23 protein-coding genes and 1 pseudogene are annotated in these 24,714 nt (G+C 62.7%); 12 read left to right on the top strand and 12 right to left on the bottom strand.

Going from position 1 to position 24,714, the window contains the following annotated elements; translation table 11 throughout:
- Positions 1 to 45: 45 nt before the first annotated feature.
- Both cysS and AB688_RS16920 read right to left on the bottom strand, forming a co-directional pair.
- The gene (gene cysS, locus AB688_RS16915) at positions 46 to 1,428 is read right to left on the bottom strand and encodes a cysteine--tRNA ligase (protein ID WP_063545225.1); all 1,383 of its coding nucleotides are present in this window, start codon (positions 1,426 to 1,428) and stop codon (positions 46 to 48) included.
- Between the two features lie 9 nt (positions 1,429 to 1,437).
- Positions 1,438 to 3,138, bottom strand: coding sequence for a glutamine--tRNA ligase/YqeY domain fusion protein (locus tag AB688_RS16920; protein ID WP_054891518.1), 1,701 nt, complete (start codon positions 3,136 to 3,138; stop codon positions 1,438 to 1,440).
- A gap of 246 nt (positions 3,139 to 3,384) precedes the next feature.
- Here AB688_RS16920 and AB688_RS16925 point away from each other — a divergent pair, with 246 nt between their 5' ends.
- Together AB688_RS16925 and AB688_RS16930 are read left to right on the top strand one after the other, a co-directional pair.
- Positions 3,385 to 3,885: a peptidylprolyl isomerase gene (locus tag AB688_RS16925; protein WP_063545226.1), complete on the top strand. Its 501-nt coding sequence runs from the start codon at positions 3,385 to 3,387 to the stop codon at positions 3,883 to 3,885.
- Positions 3,882 to 4,604, top strand: coding sequence for a UDP-2,3-diacylglucosamine diphosphatase (locus tag AB688_RS16930; protein WP_063545227.1), 723 nt, complete (start codon positions 3,882 to 3,884; stop codon positions 4,602 to 4,604). Before AB688_RS16925 ends, AB688_RS16930 begins: the two co-directional genes overlap by 4 nt.
- 49 nt (positions 4,605 to 4,653) lie before the next feature.
- On the opposite strand, the gene AB688_RS16935 is transcribed toward AB688_RS16930, so the two are convergent.
- The gene (locus tag AB688_RS16935) at positions 4,654 to 6,969 is read right to left on the bottom strand and encodes an acylase (RefSeq protein ID WP_063545228.1); all 2,316 of its coding nucleotides are present in this window, start codon (positions 6,967 to 6,969) and stop codon (positions 4,654 to 4,656) included.
- A gap of 198 nt (positions 6,970 to 7,167) precedes the next feature.
- On the opposite strand from AB688_RS16935, the gene AB688_RS16940 reads away from it, so the two are divergent.
- On the top strand, positions 7,168 to 7,542 hold the full coding sequence (locus tag AB688_RS16940) for a hypothetical protein (protein ID WP_063545229.1): 375 nt from the start codon (positions 7,168 to 7,170) through the stop codon (positions 7,540 to 7,542).
- A 35-nt stretch (positions 7,543 to 7,577) separates the two neighbouring features.
- On the opposite strand, the gene AB688_RS16945 is transcribed toward AB688_RS16940, so the two are convergent.
- Positions 7,578 to 7,766, bottom strand: coding sequence for a hypothetical protein (locus AB688_RS16945; protein ID WP_054891523.1), 189 nt, complete (start codon positions 7,764 to 7,766; stop codon positions 7,578 to 7,580).
- 150 nt (positions 7,767 to 7,916) lie between these two features.
- Between AB688_RS16945 and AB688_RS16950 the strand changes: the two genes are divergently transcribed.
- From AB688_RS16950 to AB688_RS16965, 4 genes are all read left to right on the top strand, one after another.
- Complete coding sequence (locus AB688_RS16950; protein WP_063545230.1) at positions 7,917 to 8,378, top strand: hypothetical protein; 462 nt, start codon at positions 7,917 to 7,919, stop codon at positions 8,376 to 8,378.
- Positions 8,379 to 8,609: 231 nt separating this feature from the next.
- Positions 8,610 to 8,990 (top strand): Mor transcription activator family protein, encoded by a 381-nt coding sequence (locus AB688_RS16955; protein ID WP_063545231.1) that lies wholly within the window; start codon positions 8,610 to 8,612, stop codon positions 8,988 to 8,990.
- A gap of 43 nt (positions 8,991 to 9,033) precedes the next feature.
- Entirely contained in the window at positions 9,034 to 9,675 is a 642-nt protein-coding gene (locus AB688_RS16960) for a DUF2589 domain-containing protein (RefSeq protein WP_063545232.1), read from the top strand.
- A gap of 115 nt (positions 9,676 to 9,790) precedes the next feature.
- The gene (locus tag AB688_RS16965) at positions 9,791 to 10,363 is read left to right on the top strand and encodes a DUF2589 domain-containing protein (protein ID WP_063545233.1); all 573 of its coding nucleotides are present in this window, start codon (positions 9,791 to 9,793) and stop codon (positions 10,361 to 10,363) included.
- Here AB688_RS16965 and AB688_RS16970 read toward each other — a convergent pair.
- The 3 genes from AB688_RS16970 to AB688_RS16980 are packed head-to-tail and all read right to left on the bottom strand — an operon-like array spanning position 10,345 to position 16,452.
- The gene (locus tag AB688_RS16970; protein ID WP_155738212.1) at positions 10,345 to 14,016 is read right to left on the bottom strand and encodes a translocation/assembly module TamB domain-containing protein; all 3,672 of its coding nucleotides are present in this window, start codon (positions 14,014 to 14,016) and stop codon (positions 10,345 to 10,347) included. The genes AB688_RS16965 and AB688_RS16970 overlap by 19 nt on opposite strands.
- Entirely contained in the window at positions 14,016 to 15,758 is a 1,743-nt protein-coding gene (locus tag AB688_RS16975; RefSeq protein ID WP_063545235.1) for an autotransporter assembly complex protein TamA, read from the bottom strand. The genes AB688_RS16970 and AB688_RS16975 overlap by 1 nt, the downstream gene beginning before the upstream one ends.
- A 52-nt stretch (positions 15,759 to 15,810) precedes the next feature.
- Positions 15,811 to 16,452 (bottom strand): GNAT family N-acetyltransferase, encoded by a 642-nt coding sequence (locus AB688_RS16980; RefSeq protein WP_054891530.1) that lies wholly within the window; start codon positions 16,450 to 16,452, stop codon positions 15,811 to 15,813.
- Between the two features lie 161 nt (positions 16,453 to 16,613).
- Between AB688_RS16980 and xthA the strand changes: the two genes are divergently transcribed.
- On the top strand, positions 16,614 to 17,426 hold the full coding sequence (gene xthA / locus AB688_RS16985) for an exodeoxyribonuclease III (protein ID WP_054891531.1): 813 nt from the start codon (positions 16,614 to 16,616) through the stop codon (positions 17,424 to 17,426).
- 18 nt (positions 17,427 to 17,444) lie between these two features.
- On the opposite strand, the gene AB688_RS16990 is transcribed toward xthA, so the two are convergent.
- The 4 genes and pseudogenes from AB688_RS16990 to AB688_RS17005 form a co-directional block, all read right to left on the bottom strand.
- Positions 17,445 to 18,317, bottom strand: a complete 873-nt coding sequence (locus tag AB688_RS16990; RefSeq protein ID WP_063545236.1) for an alpha/beta fold hydrolase — start codon at positions 18,315 to 18,317, stop codon at positions 17,445 to 17,447.
- Positions 18,318 to 18,337: 20 nt separating this feature from the next.
- The gene (locus AB688_RS16995) at positions 18,338 to 18,958 is read right to left on the bottom strand and encodes a LysE family translocator (RefSeq protein ID WP_054891533.1); all 621 of its coding nucleotides are present in this window, start codon (positions 18,956 to 18,958) and stop codon (positions 18,338 to 18,340) included.
- 101 nt (positions 18,959 to 19,059) lie between these two features.
- Positions 19,060 to 19,263, bottom strand: a complete 204-nt coding sequence (locus AB688_RS17000; RefSeq protein ID WP_063545237.1) for a helix-turn-helix transcriptional regulator — start codon at positions 19,261 to 19,263, stop codon at positions 19,060 to 19,062.
- Positions 19,260 to 19,633: pseudogene (locus AB688_RS17005) on the bottom strand (hypothetical protein). Before AB688_RS17005 ends, AB688_RS17000 begins: the two are co-directional and overlap by 4 nt.
- A gap of 132 nt (positions 19,634 to 19,765) precedes the next feature.
- Here AB688_RS17005 and AB688_RS17010 point away from each other — a divergent pair.
- Positions 19,766 to 20,245, top strand: a complete 480-nt coding sequence (locus AB688_RS17010) for a GNAT family N-acetyltransferase (protein WP_063546775.1) — start codon at positions 19,766 to 19,768, stop codon at positions 20,243 to 20,245.
- Positions 20,246 to 20,777: 532 nt separating this feature from the next.
- Here AB688_RS17010 and AB688_RS17015 read toward each other — a convergent pair.
- The gene (locus tag AB688_RS17015; RefSeq protein WP_054891536.1) at positions 20,778 to 21,305 is read right to left on the bottom strand and encodes an MgtC/SapB family protein; all 528 of its coding nucleotides are present in this window, start codon (positions 21,303 to 21,305) and stop codon (positions 20,778 to 20,780) included.
- Positions 21,306 to 21,452: 147 nt separating this feature from the next.
- Between AB688_RS17015 and AB688_RS17020 the strand changes: the two genes are divergently transcribed.
- The 3 genes from AB688_RS17020 (at position 21,453) to mapR (ending at position 24,678) form a co-directional block, all read left to right on the top strand.
- Entirely contained in the window at positions 21,453 to 21,692 is a 240-nt protein-coding gene (locus tag AB688_RS17020) for a DUF3203 family protein (protein ID WP_054891537.1), read from the top strand.
- Between the two features lie 121 nt (positions 21,693 to 21,813).
- Positions 21,814 to 23,220 (top strand): cytochrome c oxidase accessory protein CcoG, encoded by a 1,407-nt coding sequence (gene ccoG / locus AB688_RS17025; RefSeq protein ID WP_063545239.1) that lies wholly within the window; start codon positions 21,814 to 21,816, stop codon positions 23,218 to 23,220.
- Positions 23,221 to 23,268: 48 nt separating this feature from the next.
- Positions 23,269 to 24,678, top strand: coding sequence for a GntR family transcriptional regulator MpaR (mapR, locus tag AB688_RS17030; RefSeq protein ID WP_054891539.1), 1,410 nt, complete (start codon positions 23,269 to 23,271; stop codon positions 24,676 to 24,678).
- Positions 24,679 to 24,714: the final 36 nt, after the last annotated feature.

Genomic DNA, 24,714 nt, shown 5'->3' on the forward strand with positions numbered 1-24,714 from the left:
CCGACTTGTCCAGCAACAGGGCTGCAGGGCAGCCCTCGAGTCGTATCAGTCAGCCAGACGCCAGGTGGTGGTGCCTTTGCTGTCTTCAAGCACCACACCCATGGCAGCCAGTTGATCGCGAATGCGATCGGACTCTGCCCAGTTCTTGTCCGTACGCGCCTGCAAACGCGCCTGGATCAAGGCTTCGACCTCGGCAGCATCGACCTTGCCTTCGGCACCGGCACGCAAAAAGTCGTCGGCATCGAGCTGCAGCACACCCAGTACATCACCCAGCTCACGCAGGCGACCGGCAAGGCCTGCCGCTGCCTCAGCGTCGCTGTCGCGCAGGCGGTTGATCTCGCGGACCAGGTCGAACAGCACGGCGCAGGCTTCAGGGGTGCCGAAGTCATCGTTCATCGCCACGCTGAACCGCTCGACGAACGCCTCGCCACCCTTGGCGGCGACGCGCGGCAGGCCACGCAGTGCGTGATAGAAACGCTCCAGGGCGCCCTTGGCATCGCGCAAGCTGTCTTCGGAGTAATTGATGGCGCTGCGGTAGTGGCTGGCCACCAGCAGATAACGCACCACCTCCGGGTGGTACTTCTCGAGCACGTCGCGAATGGTGAAGAAGTTGTTCAGCGACTTCGACATCTTCTCGCCATTGATGCGAATCATACCGCAGTGCATCCAGGCCGCCGCATAAGGCTTGCCGGTGGCCGCCTCGCTCTGGGCGATCTCGTTCTCGTGGTGCGGGAACTCGAGGTCGCTGCCACCACCGTGGATGTCGAAGCTCTCGCCCAGGCAGCAGGTGGACATCACCGAGCACTCGATGTGCCAGCCCGGACGACCTGGGCCCCAGGGCGAATCCCAGCTCGGCTCGCCCGGCTTGGCGCCCTTCCACAGGACGAAGTCCAGCGGATCCTGCTTGGCCTCGTCGACCTCGATCCGCGCGCCGATACGCAGGTCTTCGATCTTGCGTCGCGACAGCTTGCCGTAGCCGACGAACTTGCCGACGCGGTAGTACACGTCGCCATTGCCCGGCGCGTAGGCATAGCCCTTGTCGATCAGGGTCTGGATCATCGCGTGCATGCCGGGGATGTGATCGGTGGCACGCGGCTCCAGGTCCGGCTTGAGGATGTTGAGACGACGCTCATCCTCATGCATGGCATCGATCATGCGCGCAGTCAGCTCATCGAAGCGCTCGCCGTTTTCGTTGGCGCGGTTGATGATCTTGTCGTCGATGTCGGTGATGTTGCGCACGTACGTGAGCGCGTAGCCACTCTTGCGCAGCCAACGGGTGATCAGGTCGAACGCCACCATGCTGCGACCATGGCCCAGGTGGCAGTAGTCGTACACGGTCATGCCGCAGACGTACATGCGCACGTTGTTGCCATCCAGGGGTTTGAAGACTTCCTTGGTCTTGCTCAGGGTGTTGTAGATGTTAAGCACGAGGATTCCTTAGCTGCCCCACGAATCGCGCAGGGTCACGGTGCGGTTGAACACCGGGCGACCCGGCTGGCTGTCTTTCAGGTCGGCGCAGAAGTAGCCTTCACGCTCGAACTGGAAGCGATCTTCTGGCTGGGCCTGGCCCAGCGAAGGTTCGGCACGACAACCCGTCAGCACCTGCAGCGATTGCGGATTGATATTTTCAAGGAAGCTGCCGCCCTCATCGGTTTTCTCCGGATTGGGCGAGCGGAACAGGCGATCGTACAGGCGCACCTCGCACTCGATGCTGGCGGCGGCCGGCACCCAGTGGATCACGCCCTTGACCTTGCGACCCTCGGGGTTCTTGCCCAGCGTGTCCGGATCGTATGAGCAGCGCAGCTCGACGATATTGCCCTCGGCATCCTTGATCGCCTCGTCGGCACGAATTACATAGCTGCCGCGCAGGCGCACTTCACCGGCTGGCTCCAGGCGCTTGTATCCCTTGGGCGGCTCTTCCATGAAGTCATCGCGGTCGATGTACAGCTCACGGGCGAACGGCAGGACGCGCACGCCCATGTCTTCCTTCGGGTGGCGCGGCAGTTCGAGCTGCTCGACCTGGCCTTCAGGGTAATTGGTGATCACCACCTTCAGCGGACGCAGTACGCACATGGCGCGCGGCGCGGTGCGGTCGAGGTCGTCACGAATGCTGAACTCGAGCATCGACATGTCGACCACGCCATCGGAGCGGTTGGTGCCGACCATGTCGCAGAAGTTGCGGATCGAGGCCGGGGTGTAGCCACGACGGCGGTAGCCCGAGAGCGTGGACATGCGCGGATCGTCCCAGCCCTCGACGTGCTGCTCGTCCACCAACTGCTTGAGCTTGCGCTTGGAGGTGATGGTGTAGTTCAGGTTCAGGCGGCTGAACTCGTACTGGCGCGGATGCGCCGGGACCGGCAGGTTGTCGAGGAACCAGTCGTACAGTGGACGATGGCCCTCGAACTCCAGGGTGCAGATCGAGTGGGTAATGCCCTCGATGGCGTCCGACTGGCCGTGGGTGAAGTCGTAGTTGGGATAGATGCACCACTTGTCACCGGTCTGGTGGTGGTGGGCATGGCGGATGCGGTAAAGAATGGGGTCGCGCAGGTTCATGTTGGGCGAAGCCATGTCGATCTTGGCACGCAGCACACGCTCACCGTCCTTGAACTCGCCAGCCTTCATGCGGGCGAACAGATCGAGGTTCTCCTCGACGCTGCGCTCGCGGAACGGGCTGTTCTTGCCGGGCTGGGTCAGGGTGCCGCGATACTCCTTGGCCTGCTCGGGGGTCAGGTCGCAGACGTAGGCCTTGCCGCGCTTGATCAGCTCGACCGCCCAGTCGTGCAACTGGTCGAAATAATCGGAAGCAAAGCGCACCGGACCGGTCCACTCGAAGCCCAGCCACTTGACATCACGCTGGATGGCGTCGATGTACTCCTGATCCTCCTTGGCCGGGTTGGTGTCGTCGAAACGCAAGTGGCAGGCGCCACCGAACTCCTGGGCCAGACCGAAGTTGACGCAGATCGACTTGGCGTGGCCGATGTGCAGATAACCGTTCGGTTCCGGCGGGAAGCGGGTGACGATACTGCTGTGCTTGCCCGAGTCCAGGTCAGCCTGGACGATCGGTCGCAGGAAGTTCGCAGGGACGGCGGGGGCGCCTTTGGCAGCGGCGTTGGTCGCGTTGTCGGTGGGCTTGCTCATAGGATCCTTGAATGCAGATGTCCGGTCCGGGTAGGCCGATTGAATCAAAGGGCCTATCATAGCCGAAGCAGTCAAGCTGCTGACAGCCGGGCACCGACAAACTGGCGCGATTTCTCGCAGCGTTTTGTCGCCAGCTGGCAAAATGGCCGCCGCGCGCCTTGTGTCGCCGCCGCCAGATCCTGCGTCAGGTACAGTACGCGACCTGTGCACCCTATTCCCGAATGCCTTGAAAGAGCGAATTTCAGCATGTCCAAAGTCAAACTGAGCACCAACCACGGCGACATCGTTCTGCAACTGAACGCCGAAAAAGCCCCGCAAACCGTCGAGAACTTCGTTCAATACGTCAAGGACGGCCACTTCGACGGCACCGTGTTCCACCGTGTGATCAAGGGCTTCATGATCCAGGGCGGCGGCTTCGAGCCTGGCATGAACCAGAAGAAAACCCGCGCCAGCATCCAGAACGAAGCCGACAACGGCCTGAAGAACACCAAGTACAGCATCGCCATGGCCCGCACCATGGAGCCGCACTCGGCCTCGGCGCAGTTCTTCATCAACGCTTCCGACAACGACTTCCTCAACCACAGCGGCAAGAACGTGCAGGGCTGGGGCTACGCGGTGTTCGGCGAAGTGACCGAAGGCCGTGAAGTGGTCGATGCCATCGAGAAAGTCGCCACCGGTTCCAAGGCTGGCCACCAGGACGTGCCGAAGGACGACGTGATCATCGAGAAAGCCGAGATCATTGAGTGATCCTGCTGATCTCCGATCTGCACCTGCAAGAAGAACGCCCGGACATTACCCGGGCGTTTCTTGATCTGCTCGATGGGCGGGCGCGACACGCCAAGGCGCTGTACATTCTTGGCGACTTCTTCGATGCCTGGATCGGCGACGATGCCATGACGCCGTTCCAGCAATCGATCTGCCAGGCGTTGCGCACGCTGTCCGACAGCGGCACGGCGATCTACCTGATGCACGGCAACCGCGACTTTCTCATCGGCCAGGACTTCTGCAAGGCCGCTGGCTGTACCCTGCTGGTCGACCCTAGCGTGGTTGAGCTGGGCGGTGAGCCGGTACTGCTGATGCATGGCGACACCCTGTGCACCCGCGACGTGGCCTACATGAAGCTGCGCCGCTACCTGCGCAACCCGCTGAGCCTCTGGATTCTGCGTCATTTGCCGCGGTCCACGCGCCAGAAACTGGCGCGCAAGCTGCGCAGTGAAAGCCAGGCGCAGGTGCGGATGAAGAACACTGAAATCGTCGATGTCACCCCCGACGAAGTGCCCAAGGTGATGAGCGAGCACGGTGTGCGCACGCTGATCCATGGCCATACTCACCGCCCTGCCCTGCACAAGCTGGTGGTCGAGGGCCAGCCGGCTCGGCGCATCGTACTGGGGGACTGGGATCGCCGAGGCTGGGCGCTGCAGGTGGACGACCAGGGCATGCACCTGGCGCCGTTCGAATTTTCCTGACGCGCAGGCCCTGAGGTGGCTCGTGCCACCACAGGGCCACTTATTTCGACTATTTCCCCGCGCTGACCAGTGCCTGCTCATCCCGCTCGCTCACCCCATACTGGCGATACTGAGGATCGGAGGTGATCTGCGCTTCGGTAAACGGAATGGGCGCCAATTGTCCGGCCGCAAAGGCACGCGTCTGGTCGAATGCGTGCACCGAGGCCGACTCGCTGGACAGTGAAAATGCCAGCAACCCCTTGGCCTTAGGCCCCTGCTCGGTGAAGCTGACCAGCTGCAGGTAGCTGGTACCGCTGACTACCAGACGCTTCCCTGCCCCATTGGGCACACTGACCATGGCGTTGTAGACCCCCAACTCCTGCGGGCCACCCGGCACCGGCGTGCCGTCCAGCGCTTGCTGTACCTGCCCCCAGTGTTGTTCTTGCGCCATGCCGCCTTCCTGCACCTGCGCCAACGAAGCCAGCGCCGCCTCACGCAGCAGCGCGCGCACTGCTGCTTGCTCTACTGCAAGACCACGCGGCGTGTGCTGCGGATCGGCCGGATCGAACGCCACACGCCAGATTTGCGGCTGGTCGCCCAGCGCTTCCATGATGTTGGCAAAATGCACAAGCCCCATGCCGCTGTCGGTGCCGGCCTTGCCGTTCCAGGCCTTGAGGCTGGCGCAAACAGCCTGCAGATCGGGTTCGGCGCCTTTGCACCAGTCCAGCAGCTCTGGCAGCAATTGGCTGGCCAGATACACCTCGTCGTCCAGCACCATGTGCTGCAGCTCCGCCACGCCGAGCTTGGCGCGACCTTGCAGGCGCTGCAAGGCAAAGCGGGTACGCATCCCCAAGGGTTGGTCTTCACGGCTGATCAGCGGCGAGAAGCCTGTCAGCGGCTGGGCCGGGTTGACCTGCCAGGCCGAGTCATTGGAGTTCTGCACGAAGTCCGCGCGCTCAAGGCTTGGCTGCAGGCGCGCGGGGAAGATTCCAGGTTGCGCAGCGTCGGGGTCAACCTTCCACTGGCAGGCGCTGCGCGAACCGTCCAGTACGACCAACGGCCCGACCAGCGATGGATCACTGCACTGGGCAAGCATGGCCTTGTCGACATACGGCACCACCGACTGATTCAGGTACAGCGCGCGGCCACCGGCATCCACCGCCAGGGTGTTGACCCAAGGAATGCCCTGAAGCTTGGCCACCGAGGTCTTGACAGCATCGATGTCCTTGGCGCGATTGATCCCGTACCACTGCTCAAGCACTCGCGTGTTGTCGAGATTGGCATCGCGCAGGCTGTAGGCATATTTGCCATCCCAATCCAGACGCCCCGGCCACTGCACGACAGGGCCGAACCTGGAGACGTGGATCTTGCGCTGCACCTGGCTGAGCGTTCCGTCTGCCCCCTTCACCGCAACAGTGATTGCCTGCTGTTGGAGCGGCAGCGACTGGCCATCCAGCAGGTAACGGGTGGGATCCTTCGGGTCGAGCTGCAGACGGTACAGGGTGAAGTGCTTGGAGGTGTCGACGGTATGGGTCCAGGCCAGATCACGGTTGAAACCGATGTTGATCACTGGCAACCCCGGCAGCGCAGCCCCCATCACATCCAGTTGCCCGGGAATGGTCAACTGCATCTGATAGAACCGCAGGCCGCCGATCCAGGGGAAGTGTGGGTTGGCGAGCAACAAGCCACGCCCATTGGCCGAGCGCTGCGCACCGATGGCCACGGCGTTGCTGCCACGCTCGCTGGCGAACGCCTGCTGGCGTGCCAGGGCCACGCCGTAGTCGGCCTTCGGCCTGTGCATGGCCAGCCCCGGCGGCGTTGCTGCGACCACCGCTTCGGCGAACTGGCCGATACCCCCTTCAGCCAGCAGTCGGCGGGTCAGCTTCACCAGGTCCAGGCTGGTGATTGGCCTGACCCAGTCGCCCGCCCCGCACTCCACCGGCAGCCCCTGGGCCTTGCGTTCGGCAAGCGCTCGGTTGTAGCCGGCAGCATAGCCCTCCAGGCGATCGCGAATGGGCGCCGACTGCGCCTGGAGGAATCCGTTGACTGCCGCATTGTCGTTCAGCCAGGTGAAGAACAGATCGCTGTCGAGGTTGTCGCGCTGCTCGACCGTCTTGCCTTCGGCACCGAAATATTTCGACCGCTCACCATTGACCGTGAGCACTTCGTCAGCCAGCAGGCAAAGGTTGTCCTGGGCATAGGCGTAGCCGATGCCATAGCCCAGGCCGCGCTCATTGCTGGCCAGGATGTGCGGCACACCGAAGCTGGTGCGGCGAATCTGCGCCGAAGCATCGCCGGCAACTTCCCGCGCCTGCGCGCCGGCAGCAGCGGTGGCAAGCACGATGGCCAGGCCAAGGCAGGATAAGGGTCGCGATAGTGGGATCACGGGCACTCCTGGGGAATGAGAGGTCATCCCGATCAGACGAGCGGCCGGATGAAAATTTTACGTCTTGCGCTACGCGGGAACGTCTTGAAAAGGACGTGGCAGTTTTTTTTCAGTCAGAACTGCAGTTTTCCCGCGCTCATTCGTCCTAATAGTTAGGCACTCATGATTTCGGGACAGTCCACGAAAAGGAGCATTCACATGTACAACCCGCAACTGCAGGCGCAGCACCAGCGCACCGCTGAGCGCACATCGCCGCAAGACAGCACTGGCGCGCAGGAACGGATCGGCAACGAACAGATCCGCGAACTGTTGCGCGCCTACGGTCTGCGCACCAGCCTGATTCGCCTGAAAGTCATCGATGCGCTGCATTCGGCCGATCGCAGTGGCCGCAGCATCGGCGTACGCGGCGTACATGCGCAGCTGGAGCAATTGGATATCCCGCTGTCATTCCTGAGCGTGCGCGAAGTGCTCAAGCGACTCTGCACCGAGGGCGTCATCAGCCTGGGCGATGACAAGTGCTACAGCCTTCAGCCTGCAGCCCGCGCCGTGCTGGAGCAGAACGCCTTGCGCTGATTACCCGGCCGGCCAGGACGGCCGGCTGGCCTGCGTCAGGACTTCACCTTGCGCCGCAGGATGCCGTTGATCACCACGACGACCACGGCGATACCAATGGCCAGGTACTGGAAGGTCTGCTCGCTGATCGTGCCCTGTTTCTGCAGGTAGCTCAGGCCGAACATCACACCCATCATCACCACGATGATGAGGATCGAATATTTGAAGCGCTGCATGTGTGTCATCGGCAATTCCTTGGAGCATCAGGGACAAAAGAAGCTCGTCACGAGCCGGCCACATGATACATGGCCAGATCCACTCGCGATGCATTTCCTGCTGAGCTTCGCCGCTCAAGATTGAAAACATGGACGCCCGACTCGTGTCCCGGAGCGACCATGCCAACACCCATCCTGCTTTGCACCTTGCTGTTTCTCCCACTCACCTGCGCCCACGCCATCGATACCAGCACCCTGCCCCGCGAACAACTGCTCGAGCTCGGCACACGCCTCGAAGCGTCCAGCGGCAGCAACCAATGGCAGCAGTTGTGGCAACAGGTTCGTGGCAACGGCTTGTTGCAGGCCCAGCCAGGCCAGTTGCGCTTCGTCCCTCCCCCCTCGGAACTGCCGGCCATGGTCAGATTGACCTTGGCACAGGCGCAGCATGTGGAACCCTTCGCCATTACCCACGCGCGCTACCGCCGGGTATTCAGCCCGCAAGTCATCGGCTATCGCGGTAGCCAAGCGCTCGAAGCACTGTGCGTAGACGTGGACTGGCGCGCATTGCCCGCCGCAGCGGTTTCCGCCCCTCAGAGCTACCTGGGTTTGGCGAGCCTGCGCAAAGCCTACCCCTGCGATTGAAATGGGTACCGACACCCTTGGAACACACCTAAGAAGTCGACCGAGAAAGAACAAGACCTACTGGAAAATCACCGCTCAACTTCCTACGTAAGAGCTCTCCTCTGCCTGCAACAAACGCTCTACAGGAACTACAGAGCATGGGCCACTTGGCGCCTAGGAATGATCGGGAGAGGTGGCTGAGAATCCCTGGGCACCCATCGTGCTGGCCTCTAAGACACAGGGAAATCGAATATGGAACTGCCAGATCTGACTGCAATCGATGTCGCCCAGCTACCTCATTCACTGCAATCGCTGATCGAGTGCATCGGCCTTGAAAATGCGTACCGGCTGACCTGCGCCTACGGCGGCCGCCCCAAGTACATCCCCAAACACCGTGACCGCACACGGCTGGCCGAGCTGCTGCCAGCCGACGCGCTGGACGCACTGATCAAGCGCTATGCCGGCATTGCCCTAGAGATTCCCAAGGCCGACCACTTCCAGCGCCAGTTGCGCAACCTGCAAATCCAGAAAGAAAGTGCCAGCGGGCTGTCGCGCAGCCTGCTCGCGGACAAGTACGGACTGAGCCTGCGTCAGATCGGCAACATCCGGCGCCAGGACAACCACCCCCACTGAAAACCGGGCCTGAACATTCACCGCCCCCGAAGGAGTATCACCCATGTCCATTGACAACAGCCTGATCGGTTCCGTCATCAACTCTCTACCCATGGACCGAATGATTGCCGGCCCCTTGCAGGCCATGGTCCAGGCGCAGGTCACCGCGAGCAAGTCGTACGCCGACTTCCTCATGAATGTCTGCATCCAGGATGGCAAGGCAGTCGCCATCCAGTTCGACTACGACGAGACCATCGTCGGTGAGGATGGCGAATACAAAGGTATCGTCGCCAAGAGCATGAAGGTGCCACTGCTGGCGGCCATCACCCACCCGAACATTGCCATCGACGAAGGCAAGATCGAGTTCGAGATGACCATCAACCAGATGGCCGAGGACCGATCCTCCAAGGAGGCGGAAGGCAGCATGGAGGCCTCGCTCGGCTGGGGACCTTTCAAGCTGAATGTGAAAGGCAGTGTAAGCCACAAGTCGGAACAGACCCGCAAGACCGACACCCGCGCGCGCTACGCCTTCAACACTACCGTGCGCCGTCAGCAACCACCGGAAGCCCTCATGCGCGTGATGGAATTCCTCACCGATGCTGCAACCAAACCTGCCGTGCTCGCCAGCTCAGAGCTACGCAGTACCGACAGCATCTCCAGCGAAGACACCCTGGCCGGCGCTGAGAAACCCGCTACAACGACTTGATGCGCAATGCCCTACCTCACCCACACCTGCCGCAGGTCCCCTCCGGGGCACCTGCGGCCTGCGCACTGGAGACCCTTGATTGGATCAGCCCCGCGAACACGCTCAACCGACACCCATGACATCCACCGACCTGCGCGACATCACGCGCGGGCTCCAGGAAGCCGCCGCGGCAACCAATACCCTGATTGCCCAGCAATACCTCAGACTCTTCGATCAGTTCTTCGACGTGGACGCCGAGCAGCCCGGCATGCCGATGCGCGCCAAGATGGTCGAAGTGGCGATGGACGATACGCACACGTTGCGCATTCCGCTGATTGCCCTGGTGTCCACCAAGGGCCTGGCCCTGGAGCGCATGCAGGTCGACCTGTCGGTTCACGTGAAGAACGCTCAGGCCCGACAGGATTTGCTGCAGCAGGCCAACGACACCACCTCGTGCTCGCACTTCAAGGTCACCGTCGGCGCCCAAACGCGCCGTGGCGAAGGACGCGACCCCGACGAAGTACAGATTCGCATGCAGTTCCAGGCCTGCGAGCCGCCCGAAGCGATCAACCGGCTGATCGAGGAGTACACCAACCTGATCATGCCTGTGCGCACACCGCCCATGCCCGCCCCGGAGCCAGGCGCAGACGGCAACGAGTTCATCGAAGCCGCCACTGTCCGCCGATCAGTTCAGAAGTCGCGTTTGTAGAAGATGTCCAGCGAGCTCGCCAGCCCGCTGGCGGCCTCCAGATAGACCTTCTTGCTCAGTTTGTAGCGCAAGGCAATGGTGTTGGCTGGCTCGAACACACCGACCCCATAACGCAGGCTGAGGCGTTCGGTCAGGTTGCCGCTGGCCACCACGTTGGTCTTGTTGCCCGAACCTTCGGTGTCGAGCTGAAAATCATCGATTCCCAGGCTCGAGGCCAGGCTCCCGGTAATCCCGGCGCTACCGGCAAGGCCCAGGCCCAAGGCCGCTTCAGCCAGCATGTTGTTATCCTCGCCAGAATTGCCCAGGGGACGTCCCAGCACGAGATACGACAACGCCTGCTCCTGGCTCATGGCCGGCTCCGAGAACACTTGGGTAGTCGGCTGCTCGGCACTGCCGCTCAGGCGAATACCCGCAATCACGTCATCGACCTTGCGGATCGCTTCGATATCCAGGTATGGCTGATCGAGGGGGCCTGCGAACAACAGCCGCGCACGACGGATGGTCAGGCGCTGGCCGTAGGCTCGATAACGACCGTCAGCCAGGCTCAACTCACCACGCGTGTCCAGGTTGTCACCTATGTGCACATGACCCAGCAGATTGGCGGTCAGGCCAAAGCCGCTGAAGGACAACTTGTCACGACCGACTTCGACATCGATGTCCATCGCGACCGCCATCGGCGGCGTGCCCTCTTCGGTCTGGTGGCCGATAATCACCGTGTCGTCGGACACCTTCACCGTCGAAGGCGGCAGCTCGCGCACGGTGATCTTGCCCTTGGGTACCTGAACTTTGCCGGTCACTGCCAGCTTGTCGCCGGACAGGCGGATATTGAGATCCGGCGCGACCTCCAGCGCGGCATAGGGCTCGACGTTCACTGGAAGCTGCTGGCCTTGCAAACGCAAGTCGACAGCCAACGCCTGCCCCCAAGCCAGTTCGCCGGCCAATTGCCCGCGCCCGGCCTCGCCACTTCGCCAGTCACCGCTGATCCGGATCTGCTCCCCGGCGACGAGCGCGCGCAACGACAAGTCTTCCAGGCTGACCGGCAACTCGGCGCCACTGACATGCCCGCCGCTAAGCGTCAGGTTGCCGTTGACCTGGGGCGCCAGCAAGGTACCCGACAAACGCCCGTCGCCGTTGAGTTGCCCGGCCAGGCGCTCGACCATCGGCACGAAAGGCCGGGCGATCGACAGGTCCAGCCCGGAAAGGCGAAATTCACCGGAAAGCGGTTTGTCCCGGCCCAGGGGATCGATGCGTGTCGACAGGTTCAACGCCCCCAACCGGTCGCCACGAAACGCCAGCGACGTGTCTACCCGGCGCGGTGCCAAGGTACTGTCCAGGCAGAGCGTCTGGTAGGGAAAGTCGATCCAGCGCCCGTTATCACGGACCCGCAGCGTGCCGCCGCTGGCATCGATGCGCACCGTGCCTTTGGGGCCGCTGGCCGGCATATCCAGGTTGATGTCGGCATTGAGCATGCCTTGCCAGGCGAAATCCTTCGGCAGCCACTGGGCCAGACTGTCGATGGGGAACTGCTTGAGGTGGTAGCGCAAACGTGGATCCGGCGCCAGGCGCTGATCCTCGCCACACAGGCTGGCAGCGCCGGAGCGCCAGCAATGTGCACCGAAGTCGAGCTGCCCGTTGGCCAGGCGCTGCAGGCGTGCGGGGGCTTGCAATTGCCAGTCCTGACCGCCCGCCTGGATGCGCCCGCTGGCCAGGCGGCCACGCCAATCACCCTTGCCGAGCGTGCCGTCCAACGCAAGGTCGAGCTTGAGCTGGGGTCCATTCAGCGCCACTGTCAGCGCCTGCTGACGGATATCACCTTTGCCCGTGGCATCAAGATTGCCCAAGGCCGTTTCGCCCAGGCGGATATTGCCGGCCTTGAGGGTGATCAGTCCACGCTGGGCGCTGTCCAGGCGTGCGTCGAGATCCAGGCGCTGTATGCGGTTGTCGGCCTGGGCCAGCTGTTGCCCCTGAAGACTCAGGACACCCTGCGGCGCAGCCAGCGTGCCAGCCAGATCGAGGCGACCTTTGACCTGCCCCTGCAAGCGCGGCCAGAGCTGGCCAAGGCGCGGCAGGTCGAGATCGAGGCGACCGGCAAGGCGTTGCTGCAGGCTGCCACTGCCATTGATCCGGTTGTCACCCAACTGGATCGCCAGCGCACCGAGCGTCCAGTCCTCACCTGCACCCTTGGCATCCGCCTTGAGCACCGCCGGCTGACCACGCAGCCGCCCTTTGAGGTCGAGTTGGGCATCGAGCTGCAGACGCTCGTTCTTCAATTCGCCCTTGCTGCGCAGCGGCCCTGCCAGGGTGCCCGGCAGCTCCGCCAGCCAATAGGCGGGGTCGAGCGCCGACAGTTGCAGATCGACATCCCAGGTAATCGCGTCGGCAAAGCCCAGCGCCACGGCACCCGATGCCTTGCCCTGCCCGGCGACCAATGCCAACTGTGGCAGGCGCACCTGGGTCAGGTCGCCATCGAACGGGCTGGCCAGGCTGAACGCACCGGCCGGGCCATCGAGGTCTCCTTTGAAATCACCGTTGTAGGTACCGTCGCGATAGTGCACCTGGGCGTTGAAGCGTTTGAGCGTGACTTGCGGTGCTTCGTCCATCGGGTACAGACGCAGCCAGGGAAAATCGAGCCAGTCGATCCGGGCATCGGCCGTCAGCCCTTGCTGCCAGTCGGCACTGGCCTGCAACGTGAGGCGCTGGGTCTCACTGGCGCTGAGGTCCAGTGTCTCGAGCCGGGCTCCCTTGGCATCGACCTTACCATTCAGGGCCAGGGCCACTGGCCCCTGCTCGGCCGGAAAGCTGGCCGTACCCTTGAGCAGGTATCCCTTGAGCAAGTCACCCTTGGCCTGAAGGTTGAGCTGATTCAGTTGCAGTGGGTCGGGTAACGAGGCAGAGGGCCGGAACGTCTCGGCGCGGATCTGCAGTGTCGCGGGCAAGTGATCGGCCAGCGCTTGCAGCTCACCCTTGAGCTTCGCCTCGAGATAACCCGTGCTGGTGCCCTCGAGGGCCAAGGTCTTCTGCAGGTCGCCCTTGGCATTGAGCACCAATTGCCAGGCCTGACCATCCACTGTCGGCAGTTGCAGGGTGGCATCGGCCTTAAGCGGCCAATCACCCTGGGGCTGCAGATTGCCCTGCAGGCTCAGGTGCAGGTCGTCACGCTGCAATTGCAGGGCGTCGATACGCAGGCCTTCGGTGGTCCAGTGGGCGGCCAGTTGCAGGTCGCCGAGCAGGTCACTGCCATCCAGGCGTAACTGGCCGATCTTGACCTCACCCAGCTCGATTGCGATCGGCAAACGCAGTTCGGGCAGTTGCAACGGTCCTGTGTCTGGCTGCGCCTCACTCGCAGCGAACGCCATGTCGATGCGCTCGGCTTGCAACCGCTGCACGCACAGCGTGGCGCGCAACAGGCACGAGGGTGACCATTGCAGTTGCGGTGCCTGCAGCTCGACCCGGCTGCCATCCTGGGCCCAGACCACACGGGCGGCCTGCCATTGGCCTCCCAGATGGCCCTGGAAGTCCTCGACCTCAAGCCCCGGCACCCGGCTCAGGGCCCAGCGGCTGCCCGCTTGCGTTCCCAGTACCAAAGTTGCGCAAAGTCCCACCAGCACCAGCAAGCCCAATACGATCGACAACACAGGTTTGAGCAGGCGCATCACAGTTCAGGCCCCATGGAGAAATGCAGCCGGATACCACCGTCGTCGTCCAGCGCGCGCGCCAGGTCCAGACGCAGCGGCCCGACTGGCGAGACCCAGCGCACGCCGATGCCGACCCCGGTCTTGAGGCTGGGCAGTTCCAGCGAATTGAACGAATTGCCCTGGTCGATAAAGGTCGCCACGCGCCATTTCTCCGTGACCGAATATTGGTACTCGGCACTGCCGGCCACCAGGTAGCGGCCACCGATACGGTCGCCCTTGTTGTTCTTCGGCGACAGCGTCTGGTAGTCATAGCCCCTGACGCTCTGGTCGCCACCGGCGAAGAAGCGTAGTGAGGGCGGGACGTTCTGCTGGTAGCCGTTGGTAGCGCTGCCACCGAACTGCACGCGCCCGAGGAAGCGATGGTTCTGCCCCAGGGTGGTGAGGCCCTTGAGCAGGACATTGCCATGCACCAGGTTGGTGTCCGAGCCCAGCCCTTCCTTCGCCGCCTGCAGGTCGAACTGCAGGCGATAGCCATTGTGCGGGTCGATGCGGTTGTCACTGCGCAAATAGGAAAAGCTCACGCCAGGCATCAGCAGGTTGCTCAGCCCGGAGTCGTCGCCCAGGCGGTACTCCTCGCGCTGGTACTTCAGCGAGATCACCCGCTGCCAGCCGCTGGGCAGTTTGCTGTGCCATTCGGGGCCGACAGTCAGCAGCTTGCTGAGGGTGTCGGTGCCGGCGATCTCTTCGTTCTGGTAACCACCGGCAAAGCGCAGCTTGTCGGTCAGTGGAGGGTCCAGCGGGATGTCATACCACAGGCCGACGTTCTGCCGGGGCGCCGAGAGCTCGGTCTCCCAGCCATAACTGTGGCCTTGGGGATTGACCCAGTGCCGTGTCCAGTTCGCCTTGCCCCGTGGCCCCACGTCGGTCGAGAACCCCAGGCCCAGCCCCAGCGTTCGCGGTTTACGGGTATCCAGGCGCACGTCCACCGGCACCACGTCATCGACCGCCGCCGTCGGCGCCGCATCGACACGTACTCCTTCGAAATAGCCACTGGACTGCAGGTCGTTATTGAGTTCGGCCACCAGTTCGGAATCGTAGGGTGTTCCCGGCTTGAAGCCGACCATGCGTTGCAGCAGGTCGTCGTCCAGCGGTGCGTCGCCACCGAAGGTCACCTTGCCCAGGCGATAACGCGGGCCACTCTGGTACACCAGCTCGATATCCGCAACGCCTGCTTGCGGGTCTACCGCAAGGCGCTGACGTGAAAAGCGCCCGTCGAAGAAGCCATAGCGCGAGGCCTGGTTCTGGATCAGCCGCTTGGCGTCCTCGTAGACACCATGATTGAGCTGCTCGCCCGGGCGCAATGCCTTGCTGTCCGGAATGCGAAAGGCCTTCATCTCGCTCGCCGGGCCTTCGATGCGCACGGTCACATTGCGCAGGCGCACCGGCTCGCCAGGGTCGACCCGAATGATCAGTTGTACGGGTTGATCGGCCTTGCTCGGCGGCTTGACCTCGGTATCGATTTGCGCCTGGTAGTAGCCCAGCGCCTGGGCCGCCTTGCGCGCCTGCTCCTCAGCCCCGCGGCTGAACCGCAGCAAGGCCTCCTCGTCGCGATCGCCCAGGCTGCCGATGTAGCCTTCGATATTGGCCTGCAACGTCTTGTTGGACGGTTTGACCCGTACCAACAGTTCGCTCTGGCCCCATGCTGTGCAGCTGGCGGCGAGCAACAGCACGCCCCAACCAAGTCTTCCTGAATACGTCATGCGGGGCATGCTACCAGAGCGAAGCGGCAGCGTAAGCCGCAGGAGGTTGCGATCAAGCAATTGGCGGGTTGGAGGACAGCGGATTCGGATGAAAGAACACTCTCTCTCGGATTGGCCCGACCGCGACCTCACCAATCTCCTGATAGCCCTGACGCTCGTAGAAGGCCAGGTAATGGGCATTGCCGGTGTCGAGGATCACGCCTTGGGTATCGGGATCGTCGGCGCACCAGTCGTGCACCGCCTGTAACAATTGCTCACCATAGTGTTGTCCCTGAAACTGCGGGTGCACCCCCAGCAGAGGCAGCACATGGACTTGCTGACTGGGCAGGCACGCCGCCAGTGCCGCTTGATACTCGAGGTATCGACGGGTGCAGCGCCGGCCTGTTCCCAGCAGCATGCGCAGGCGCCAGGCCCAACTGTCGGCCACGCCAAGGCGACGTTGCGGCGGCACGATCAGCGCGGCACCGACCAGGCGGTCGTCGACCAGCACACCGATTGCCGGCAACTGCAGGTAGAAGTGCTGACGCACCCATTCGCGCACCATCACCCGCAGGCGCCGCTCATAACCCCGCCGCTGTGCATCGAACAGATAGGCGAAGGTCGGCTCGTGGCGATAGGCATGGTAGAGCAGCGAACGCACTTCGCGGCTGTAGCCATCGTCGAGCAGGCTGATATGCGCCGGGGCGTCGGACATTGCGATGAACCTCCTGGAATGTACGTAACAGAGCCTTGGAGGCGTCGTGTCGCACATCGTTCCCCCTCCAGCACGTTAGCAGCGCCCCGGCGACGCTGCCACGCTGGTGATGACGGCCGATGTCGGCTAGCATCCGAGGCTTTTACCAGGATCGTCTTTCCATGAAGATCGTCTCGTTCAACATCAATGGCCTGCGCGCCCGCCCGCACCAGCTGGCTGCGCTGATCGAGAAGCACCAGCCAGACGTCATCGGCCTGCAGGAAACCAAGGTCAGTGACGATCAGTTCCCGCTGGCCGAAGTACAGGCATTGGGCTATCACGTGCATTTCCATGGCCAGAAGGGCCACTACGGGGTTGCCCTGCTCTCGCGCCAGGCGCCATTGTCGCTGGTCAAGGGCTTCAGCACCGATGAAGAGGACGCCCAACGCCGCTTCATCTGGGGCACCTTCGCCGATGCCGACGGCACCCCGATCACCATCATGAACGGCTACTTCCCCCAGGGCGAAAGCCGCGACCACCCCACCAAGTTCCCGGCCAAGCAACGCTTCTACAGCGACCTGCAGACCCTGCTCGAAGGTCAGTTCCGCAATGACCAGCCATTGGTGGTGATGGGCGATGTGAACATCTCGCCCCAGGACTGCGACATCGGCATCGGTGCCGATAACGCCAAGCGCTGGCTCAAGACCGGCAAATGCAGCTTCCTGCCCGAAGAACGTGAATGGATGGAACGCCTCAAAGGCTGGGGCCTGGTGGACAGCTTCCGTCACCTGCACCCGGAGGTAGCGGACCGCTTCAGCTGGTTCGACTACCGCAGCCGCGGTTTCGAGGACGAACCCAAGCGTGGCCTGCGCATCGACCTGATCATGGCCTCGCAGGCACTGCTTCCACGCCTGAAGGCGGCGGGCGTCGACTACGAACTGCGGGCGATGGAGAAGCCCTCGGACCACGCCCCCATCTGGCTGGAACTGGCCTGACGGCGCAGGCCACCGGACTCAACCGCGCAGGAACGCCTCGACCGCCTGCGCGGCGCTCACCGGGTCTTCCTGCATGAAGCAATGACCACCCGCCACCTGCCGCTCGCTGACATTGGCATTGAGCGCCACCAGGCGCCGCACCGAATGCGGCACGAATGGGTAGGTGGTTTCACCATGCAGGATCAGCGTCGGCGTGGTGATGCGCTGCAGACTGGGCCACATGCGCGCCGGGAAGGTGCTGAAAATCTCCACCTCACGGCCGGGTCGGCACTTGAGCACCACGCCTTCGCCGCAATCACCGATGGCATGCCCGATATACGCGTGCAGCGCCGCATCGCTCCAACCCTTGAAGATCCCCCGCCCCTGCAGCGACGCCAGCGCCGCCTCGCGGTCTGGCCAATGGCTGCGCCGGGTTGCGGCCTTGCGCGCCAGGGCATGACGCCGGTGCAGGCCCACCAGTGCCGCCGCGCCCATCACCCCGATCATGCGTCGGCTGAACAACACCGGATCGAGCAGTACTGCACGCTCGAACAACCCAGGTCTGCTGGCGAGGATCAGCCCGGTCAGCACCCCACCAAAACTGTGTCCGAGCGCATGGCGCGGCACATCGCCAAACACCTGGTGTCCCGCCTCGAATGCTTCCAGGACCAACTCCGCAGTGCGGTTCCAGCCACGAAAGGCGCCGCCGTGATCGCTGTCGCCGTGCCCCTGGACGTCGGACAACCACAGGTCGAAGTGCTCCCCCAGGCGCATCAGCATGGGCTCGTATGCCAGGCAGCAGAAACCGTTGCCGTGCAGAAAATGCAGCAACGGTTTGCCGCTCGGCTCGGAATGCCAACCCCGTAGCGTGAAACCTTCCGAGCAATCATGGGACCAGGGAATCAGCTGCATCGTGTACCGCACTCATCGAACTAGGAAAACGACGATTCTACAAACAGCAGCGGATACAACGAAATCACCAGCAGCAAGGCCATCAGGACATTGAACAGCATCAGCCAGCGCGGATTTTGCAGAAGGTTGCGCAAGGCGCTGCCAAACATGACCCAGATCCCCACGCTGGGCAGGTTGACCAAGGCGAACAGCGCGGCGATGACGATCACGTTGAGCACATAGCCCTGGGCCGGGGTGTAGGTCGTGATCGCACCGACCGCCATGACCCAGGCCTTCGGATTGACCCACTGGAAAGCAGCCGCTCCCCAGAAGCTCAGGGGCTTGCGCGTCCCTGCGGCATCCCCTGAGATCGGCCCGGAAGTGGCGATCTTCCACGCCAGGTACAGCAGGTAAGCGGCCCCCACGTAGCGCAGGATGCTGTACAGCGGCGGCCAGGCCTTGAACAGTTCGCCCAGCCCGAACCCCACGCCCAGCACCATCAGCATGAAGCCGATGCTGATGCCCATTGCATGGGGGATCGAACGGCGTACACCGAAGTTGACGCCGGACGCCAGCAACATGGTGTTGTTCGGCCCTGGGGTGATCGAAGAAACGAAGGCGAACAGGATGAATGCGGTGAGCAGATCGTATGAGCCGAGCATGGCAGGGACTTCCGTCAGGTACTGATTATCGTGTCCTGCCACACTAGCGGAACCCCTCTCGCGCAGACCGGTACAGTTACCTTAAATTACACCTATACAAATTACTGTACCGCCGCAGAGGGATCGAAGATCTCTTCGATACTCAACTCGAAAACCCCGGCAATGCTGAAGGCCAGCGGCAGGCTGGGATCGTAGCGGCCAGTCTCGATGGCATTGACGGTCTGGCGCGAAACACCGAGTCGCTCGGCCAGTTCGGCCTGCGACCAGCCACGCCCATTTCGCAATTCACGGATGCGGTTGTTCAACGGTAACGCCTCACCCCGATGAAGGTCCCCAGGGCCCACAACGGCCCCATCAGGCTCCAGACCATGAACATCGACAAACGTGGGAAGCCTGCGGTCTCCAGAAAACCGTAGCTGAAGGTCAACAGCGCCGTCGCGACGAACGCCAGCCCCAACGCCTCCAGTTGGATGCGCCGGACCATTTCATCAAGGCTGCGCAGTTGCTGCACCACAGCCCAGGCCATACCAATCATGGCCGGCACCGGCACCAGCGCCACCAGGGTCTTGGCAATGCCTGGTGCCATGGACGCGAGGAAATGGCTGCTGACCAGCACACAGGCCATATAGGCGACGAGAACAGGACGAATGAAATCACATGACGTTTGTGCAGCATGCCAACAGCCTCGGATGTAAAGTGTGTTTTACATTGAAGGCGAGGTCGCGCGCCATGTCAAGCTTGCTTTACATCTCGGCAAGCCGGCCCAGGCCCATTACCATGGTGCCCGCCAACCACAAGGAAGCCTTCATGAGCCTGACTATCCGCCCTGCCCGTCGCGCCGACGCCGCCCAGATCCTCGCCTTCATCACCGAGCTTGCCGACTACGAGCGCGCCCGCCACGAAGTGGTAGCGACCCTCGCCGATATCGAGCACAGCCTGTTCGATGAAGGCAGCACCGTGCACAGTCTGATGTGCGAGCGCGACGGCACGGCCATCGGCTTTGCCGTGTACTTCTATAGCTACTCAACCTGGCTGGGCCGCAACGGCATTTACCTCGAAGACCTGTACATCACCCCCGAACAACGCGGCGGCGGTGCTGGTCGCCAGGTACTGCGGCACATCGCGCGCGAGGCCGTAGCCAAAGGTTGCGGGCGCCTGGAATGGAGCGTGCTGGATTGGAATGAACCGGCTATCGGTTTTTACCAGGCGCTGGGCGCAGAAGCGCAAGATGAATGGGTACGTTATCGCCTGGACGGCGAGCGCCTGAAGGCATTCGCACAGGGGTAAGCCGCGTCCGACCACACGACTGTGTCAAAAGTGTTACCCGGCCCCGTCCACCCAGCAAAAAATCGGGTAACACGGAAACAATTCGCGAGATTTTCAGGTCGTGAAAAATCGCCAAAAATCTCTAAGCCCTTGATTTTAATGGATATTGAAAAGTTGGCACGGCATCTGCTTTATCTCTGGCACAACAAAAATAAAAAAACGTGATACCCCAATAAAAACAACATGCACCGGCTCTGACATAACAAGAACAACACGGCAGAGGCGCAGCAAGCAGATTTTTTTGGAGTAGACACGCGTTCCAGGGGTTCGTCCCCGCGACCTGACGCAGAACAACAAAACTACCTCGAGGTAGCGACTGTCAGGATCGGATCAGCAATGATGAAGGCAGGTCAGCGCTCAAAAAAATACGTTTGCTCTTGGCCCCGGATAGGGGCCCGGTTACACCGAAACAGGCTGACAAAAACAACAACAGGCCGGTTTTCAATAATAAAAAGAGCAGGCAACAACGCTTTGAGGGGAGCTTCGGCTCCCCTCAGTGCTTTGTGTTTTCCTCATTCTTCGCCTCACCACCCTCCCCCTCGACCTTCTCCACCAGCACCGGCATGCTGCTCAACACCAGCAAGGCCAGCACCGTGCTGACCAACGCCGTCGCCTCGCGCCCCATGCCCGCCGCCGTGCCGATCGCCGCCGTCATCCACAGGCCTGCCGCCGTCGTCAGCCCTTTAACGTGATTGGTGTCCTGGCCATGGCCCTTGAGAATGGTGCCCGCGCCGAGAAAACCGATCCCGGCGACGATCCCCTGTATCACCCGGCTCAACGCCTGTGCATCGGCACCGGCCATGCTCGGTGCCAGCACGAACAGGGCTGCACCCATGGACACCAGCATGTGTGTCCGCACCCCGGCCGACTTGCCCTTGTGCTCGCGCTCGAAACCCAACACCGCGCCAAGCACCGCCGCCATCAGCAGACGCACGAGAATCCGCGTCACCTCGCCTTCATCGGTGATGTCGGTGAACTCTGCCCGTATCGCTTGCCAAACATTCTGCCACCAGGAATCCATGGGTTTCTCCACACCAGCGCGCCGTGGCCTATTGAAAGATTGACCGCTGCGTTTGCCCGGAGTGCGGCAGCATCCGCCCGGCAGAACGATGCAGCAACCCGAAGCTCGCCGTGGTCACACCCGTAACCACCTGCGGAGGGTAACGTCATGCCGGTAGAAATCGACGAAAGCAACCAACGCTGCACACTGATCGGTGACAAGCTGCGCATAGAAGGCCTGGGGCCGGAGATCGAGATCTTCACCGATGAACAGCTGCGCATGTCGGTCGCGGTGCTGGCGGGTGAACGCATACCAATCACCGAAGCCGAAGCCGACGCCCTGACCGTGATCGGTGCGGTGGATAGTCGCAGACATCTCAAGAGCAGTGCTCCAGGCTCGGTAATCTGAGGCCTGCAAGGGACTTCTCGTTCATCTGATATGGTTTTTATCGCTCTACCTGAGCCTGTGCTGTAAACAGATCGGGGGCCATAGTGCCCGGGCCTGATCGAGGCCTAATGAGCGAACCACCATGAGCGAGAGAATCCCCTTCCGAATCATCCAGATCGAGCCTGCGGCCAAGTCCCCCAAGCGCCACGCAGACGGGCGCATCCAGACCCGCAGCTTCACAGGCCTGTACCGCAACCTGCGGATCGGCTTCTCCGGCCTGTTGTTCGTGTTGTTCTTCGGCACGGCCTGGCTGAACTGGAACGGTCGCCAGGCCGTGCTCTGGGACCTTGCCGACAGCAAGTTCCACATCTTTGCCGCAACCTTCTGGCCACAGGATTTCATCCTGCTGTCGGCACTGCTGATCATCTGCGCGTTCGGCCTGTTCGCCATCACCGTCTTCGCCGGGCGGGTGTGGTGCGGCTACAGCTGCCCGCAGAGCGTCTGGACCTGGCTTTTCATGTGGTGCGAGAAGGTCACCGAAGGCGACCGCAACCAGCGCATCCGCCTGGCAGCCGCGCCCTGGAGCCTCGGCAAGTTCGCCCGCCGCAGCCTCAAGCATGGATTGTGGCTGGCCATCGGGGTGATCACTGGCCTCACCTTCGTCGGTTACTTCACCCCCATCCGCCCGCTGGCCCAAGAGCTGCTGACCCTTCAGCTGGGCGGCGTAGCGCTGTTCTGGGTGGTCTTTTTCACTGCCGCCACCTACCTGAACGCCGGCTGGCTGCGTGAAGCCGTGTGCATGCACATGTGCCCCTATGCGCGCTTTCAGAGCGTGATGTTCGACAAGGACACCCTGGCCGTGGCCTACGATCCAGGTCGCGGTGAAAGCCGCGGCCCCCGCAAGAAAGGCAGCGACCGTCAGGCACAGCATCTGGGCGACTGCATCGACTGCACCCTGTGCGTGCAGGTCTGCCCCACCGGCATCGACATCCGCGACGGCCTGCAGATGGCCTGTATCGGTTGCGCTGCGTGCATCGACGCCTGCGACGGGGTCATGGACAAGATGGGCTACCCCCGCGGCCTGATCGGCTACAAGTCCGAACACAACCTCCAAGGCGGCCGCACCCACTGGCTGAGACCGCGCCTGCTGGGTTACGCCACGGCCCTGCTGGTCATGATCGGTGCCCTGGTGATGGCCTTGCAGATGCGCCCGATGGTGTCGCTGGACGTCATCAAGGACCGCGGCCTGTTCCGTGAGAATGCCCAGGGCCAGATCGAGAATATCTACCTGCTCAAGATCATCAACAAGACCCAGCATCCCCAGCACTATCGACTACGTCTGGTAGACGCCGAAGGCTTCGTGCTGCACGGCAAGCAAGCGATATTCATTCCTGCCGGAGAAATGAGCGAACTGCCGGTATCGGTGGCGATGCTCGCCGACCGCCCAACAAGCAGTTCGGTAGACCTCACGTTCGAGGTACAGGACAGCGACCAGCCGCAGGTGCACAGCCGTGCACGCAGCCGTTTCGTTGCGCCGCTCAACCGCTGATCCCTTACACTGCCTTGAACCTTGCCTGCCAGGCCGAATAACACAACGATGAAACGCTACGAACGATTCGCCGACGATATCGCCGAACTGATCCGCTCCGGGGTGCTTGGCCCCGGACAGCGTGTGCCCTCGGTACGCTACGCCAGCCAGACCCACGGGGTCAGCCCCTCCACGGTGTTCCAGGCCTATTACCTGCTCGAGCGCCGCGGGCTGATTCGTGCCCGGCCGCGTTCGGGCTACTTCGTCAATACCCACGCACCTCGCCAGTTCAGCGAACCCCAGGCACAGGCACCGGTCAGCGAATCCACCGATGTCGATGTCAGTGCCCTGGTATTTTCCATCCTTGATTCGATCAAGGACCCTCACACCGTCCCCTTCGGCTCGGCCTTCCCCAGCCCCACCCTGTTCCCGCTGCAGCGCCTGGCCCGCTCGCTGGCCAGCGCCAGCCGCGCCATGGACCCACGCGTGGTGGTCACCGACCTGTCACCGGGCAACCCGCAGTTGCGCCGCCAGATCGCCCTGCGCTACATGGTCGCCGGCCTGATGCTGCCGATGGAAGAGCTGCTGATCACCAATGGCGCGCTGGAAGCCCTCAACCTGTGCCTGCAGGCAGTCACAGAGCCGGGGGACCTGGTTGCCATCGAAGCCCCGGCCTTCTACGTGTGCCTGCAGGTGCTCGAACGACTGAAGCTCAAGGCCGTGGAAATTCCCGTGCACCCACGTGAAGGCATGGACTTGGGTGTACTGGCACAAACCCTGGAGAAACACCCGGTCAAGGCCGTATGGTCGATGACCAACTTCCAGAACCCGGTCGGCGCGAGCATGCCCGAGGCGAAAAAGCAGGCACTGGTCGAACTCCTGCACCGCCACCAGGTGCCGCTGATCGAGGACGACGTCTACGCCGAGCTCTACTACGCCCAGCAAGCGCCCAAGCCGGCCAAGGCCTTCGACCGCGACGGCCTGGTCATGCACTGCGGCTCGTTCTCCAAGAGCCTCGCCCCAGGCTACCGGGTGGGCTGGGTCGCCGCCGGCCGTTTCGCTCAGAAGATCGAGCGGCTCAAGCTGATGACCTCGCTGTGCGCCTCGATGCCGGCCCAGGCCGCCATCGCCGACTACCTGCAACATGGCGGTTACGATCGCCACCTGCGCAAGTTGCGCTACGCCCTGGAAGGCCAGCAGGCCAACATGCTCGCCGCCATTGCCCGCCATTTCCCGGCGCAGACACGGGTCAGCCAGCCCGCCGGCGGCTACTTCCTGTGGCTGGAACTGCCCGAGCAGATGGACGCGCTCAAGCTGTTCCACATGGCCCTGGCGCAAGGCATCAGCATCGCACCGGGGCCGATCTTCTCGCCGACCCGGCGCTTCGGCAACTGCATCAGGCTGAACTACGGCAGCCCGTGGAACGACGCCACGGAGACTGCGATGGAGACACTGGGGCGTATCGTGCGCTCATTCTGAAGGATCAGCCGCTATAGTGAGGCTACCTGCCCATGG

This window comes from Pseudomonas putida, assembly GCF_001636055.1.
Classification (GTDB): Bacteria; Pseudomonadota; Gammaproteobacteria; order Pseudomonadales; family Pseudomonadaceae; genus Aquipseudomonas; species Aquipseudomonas machongensis.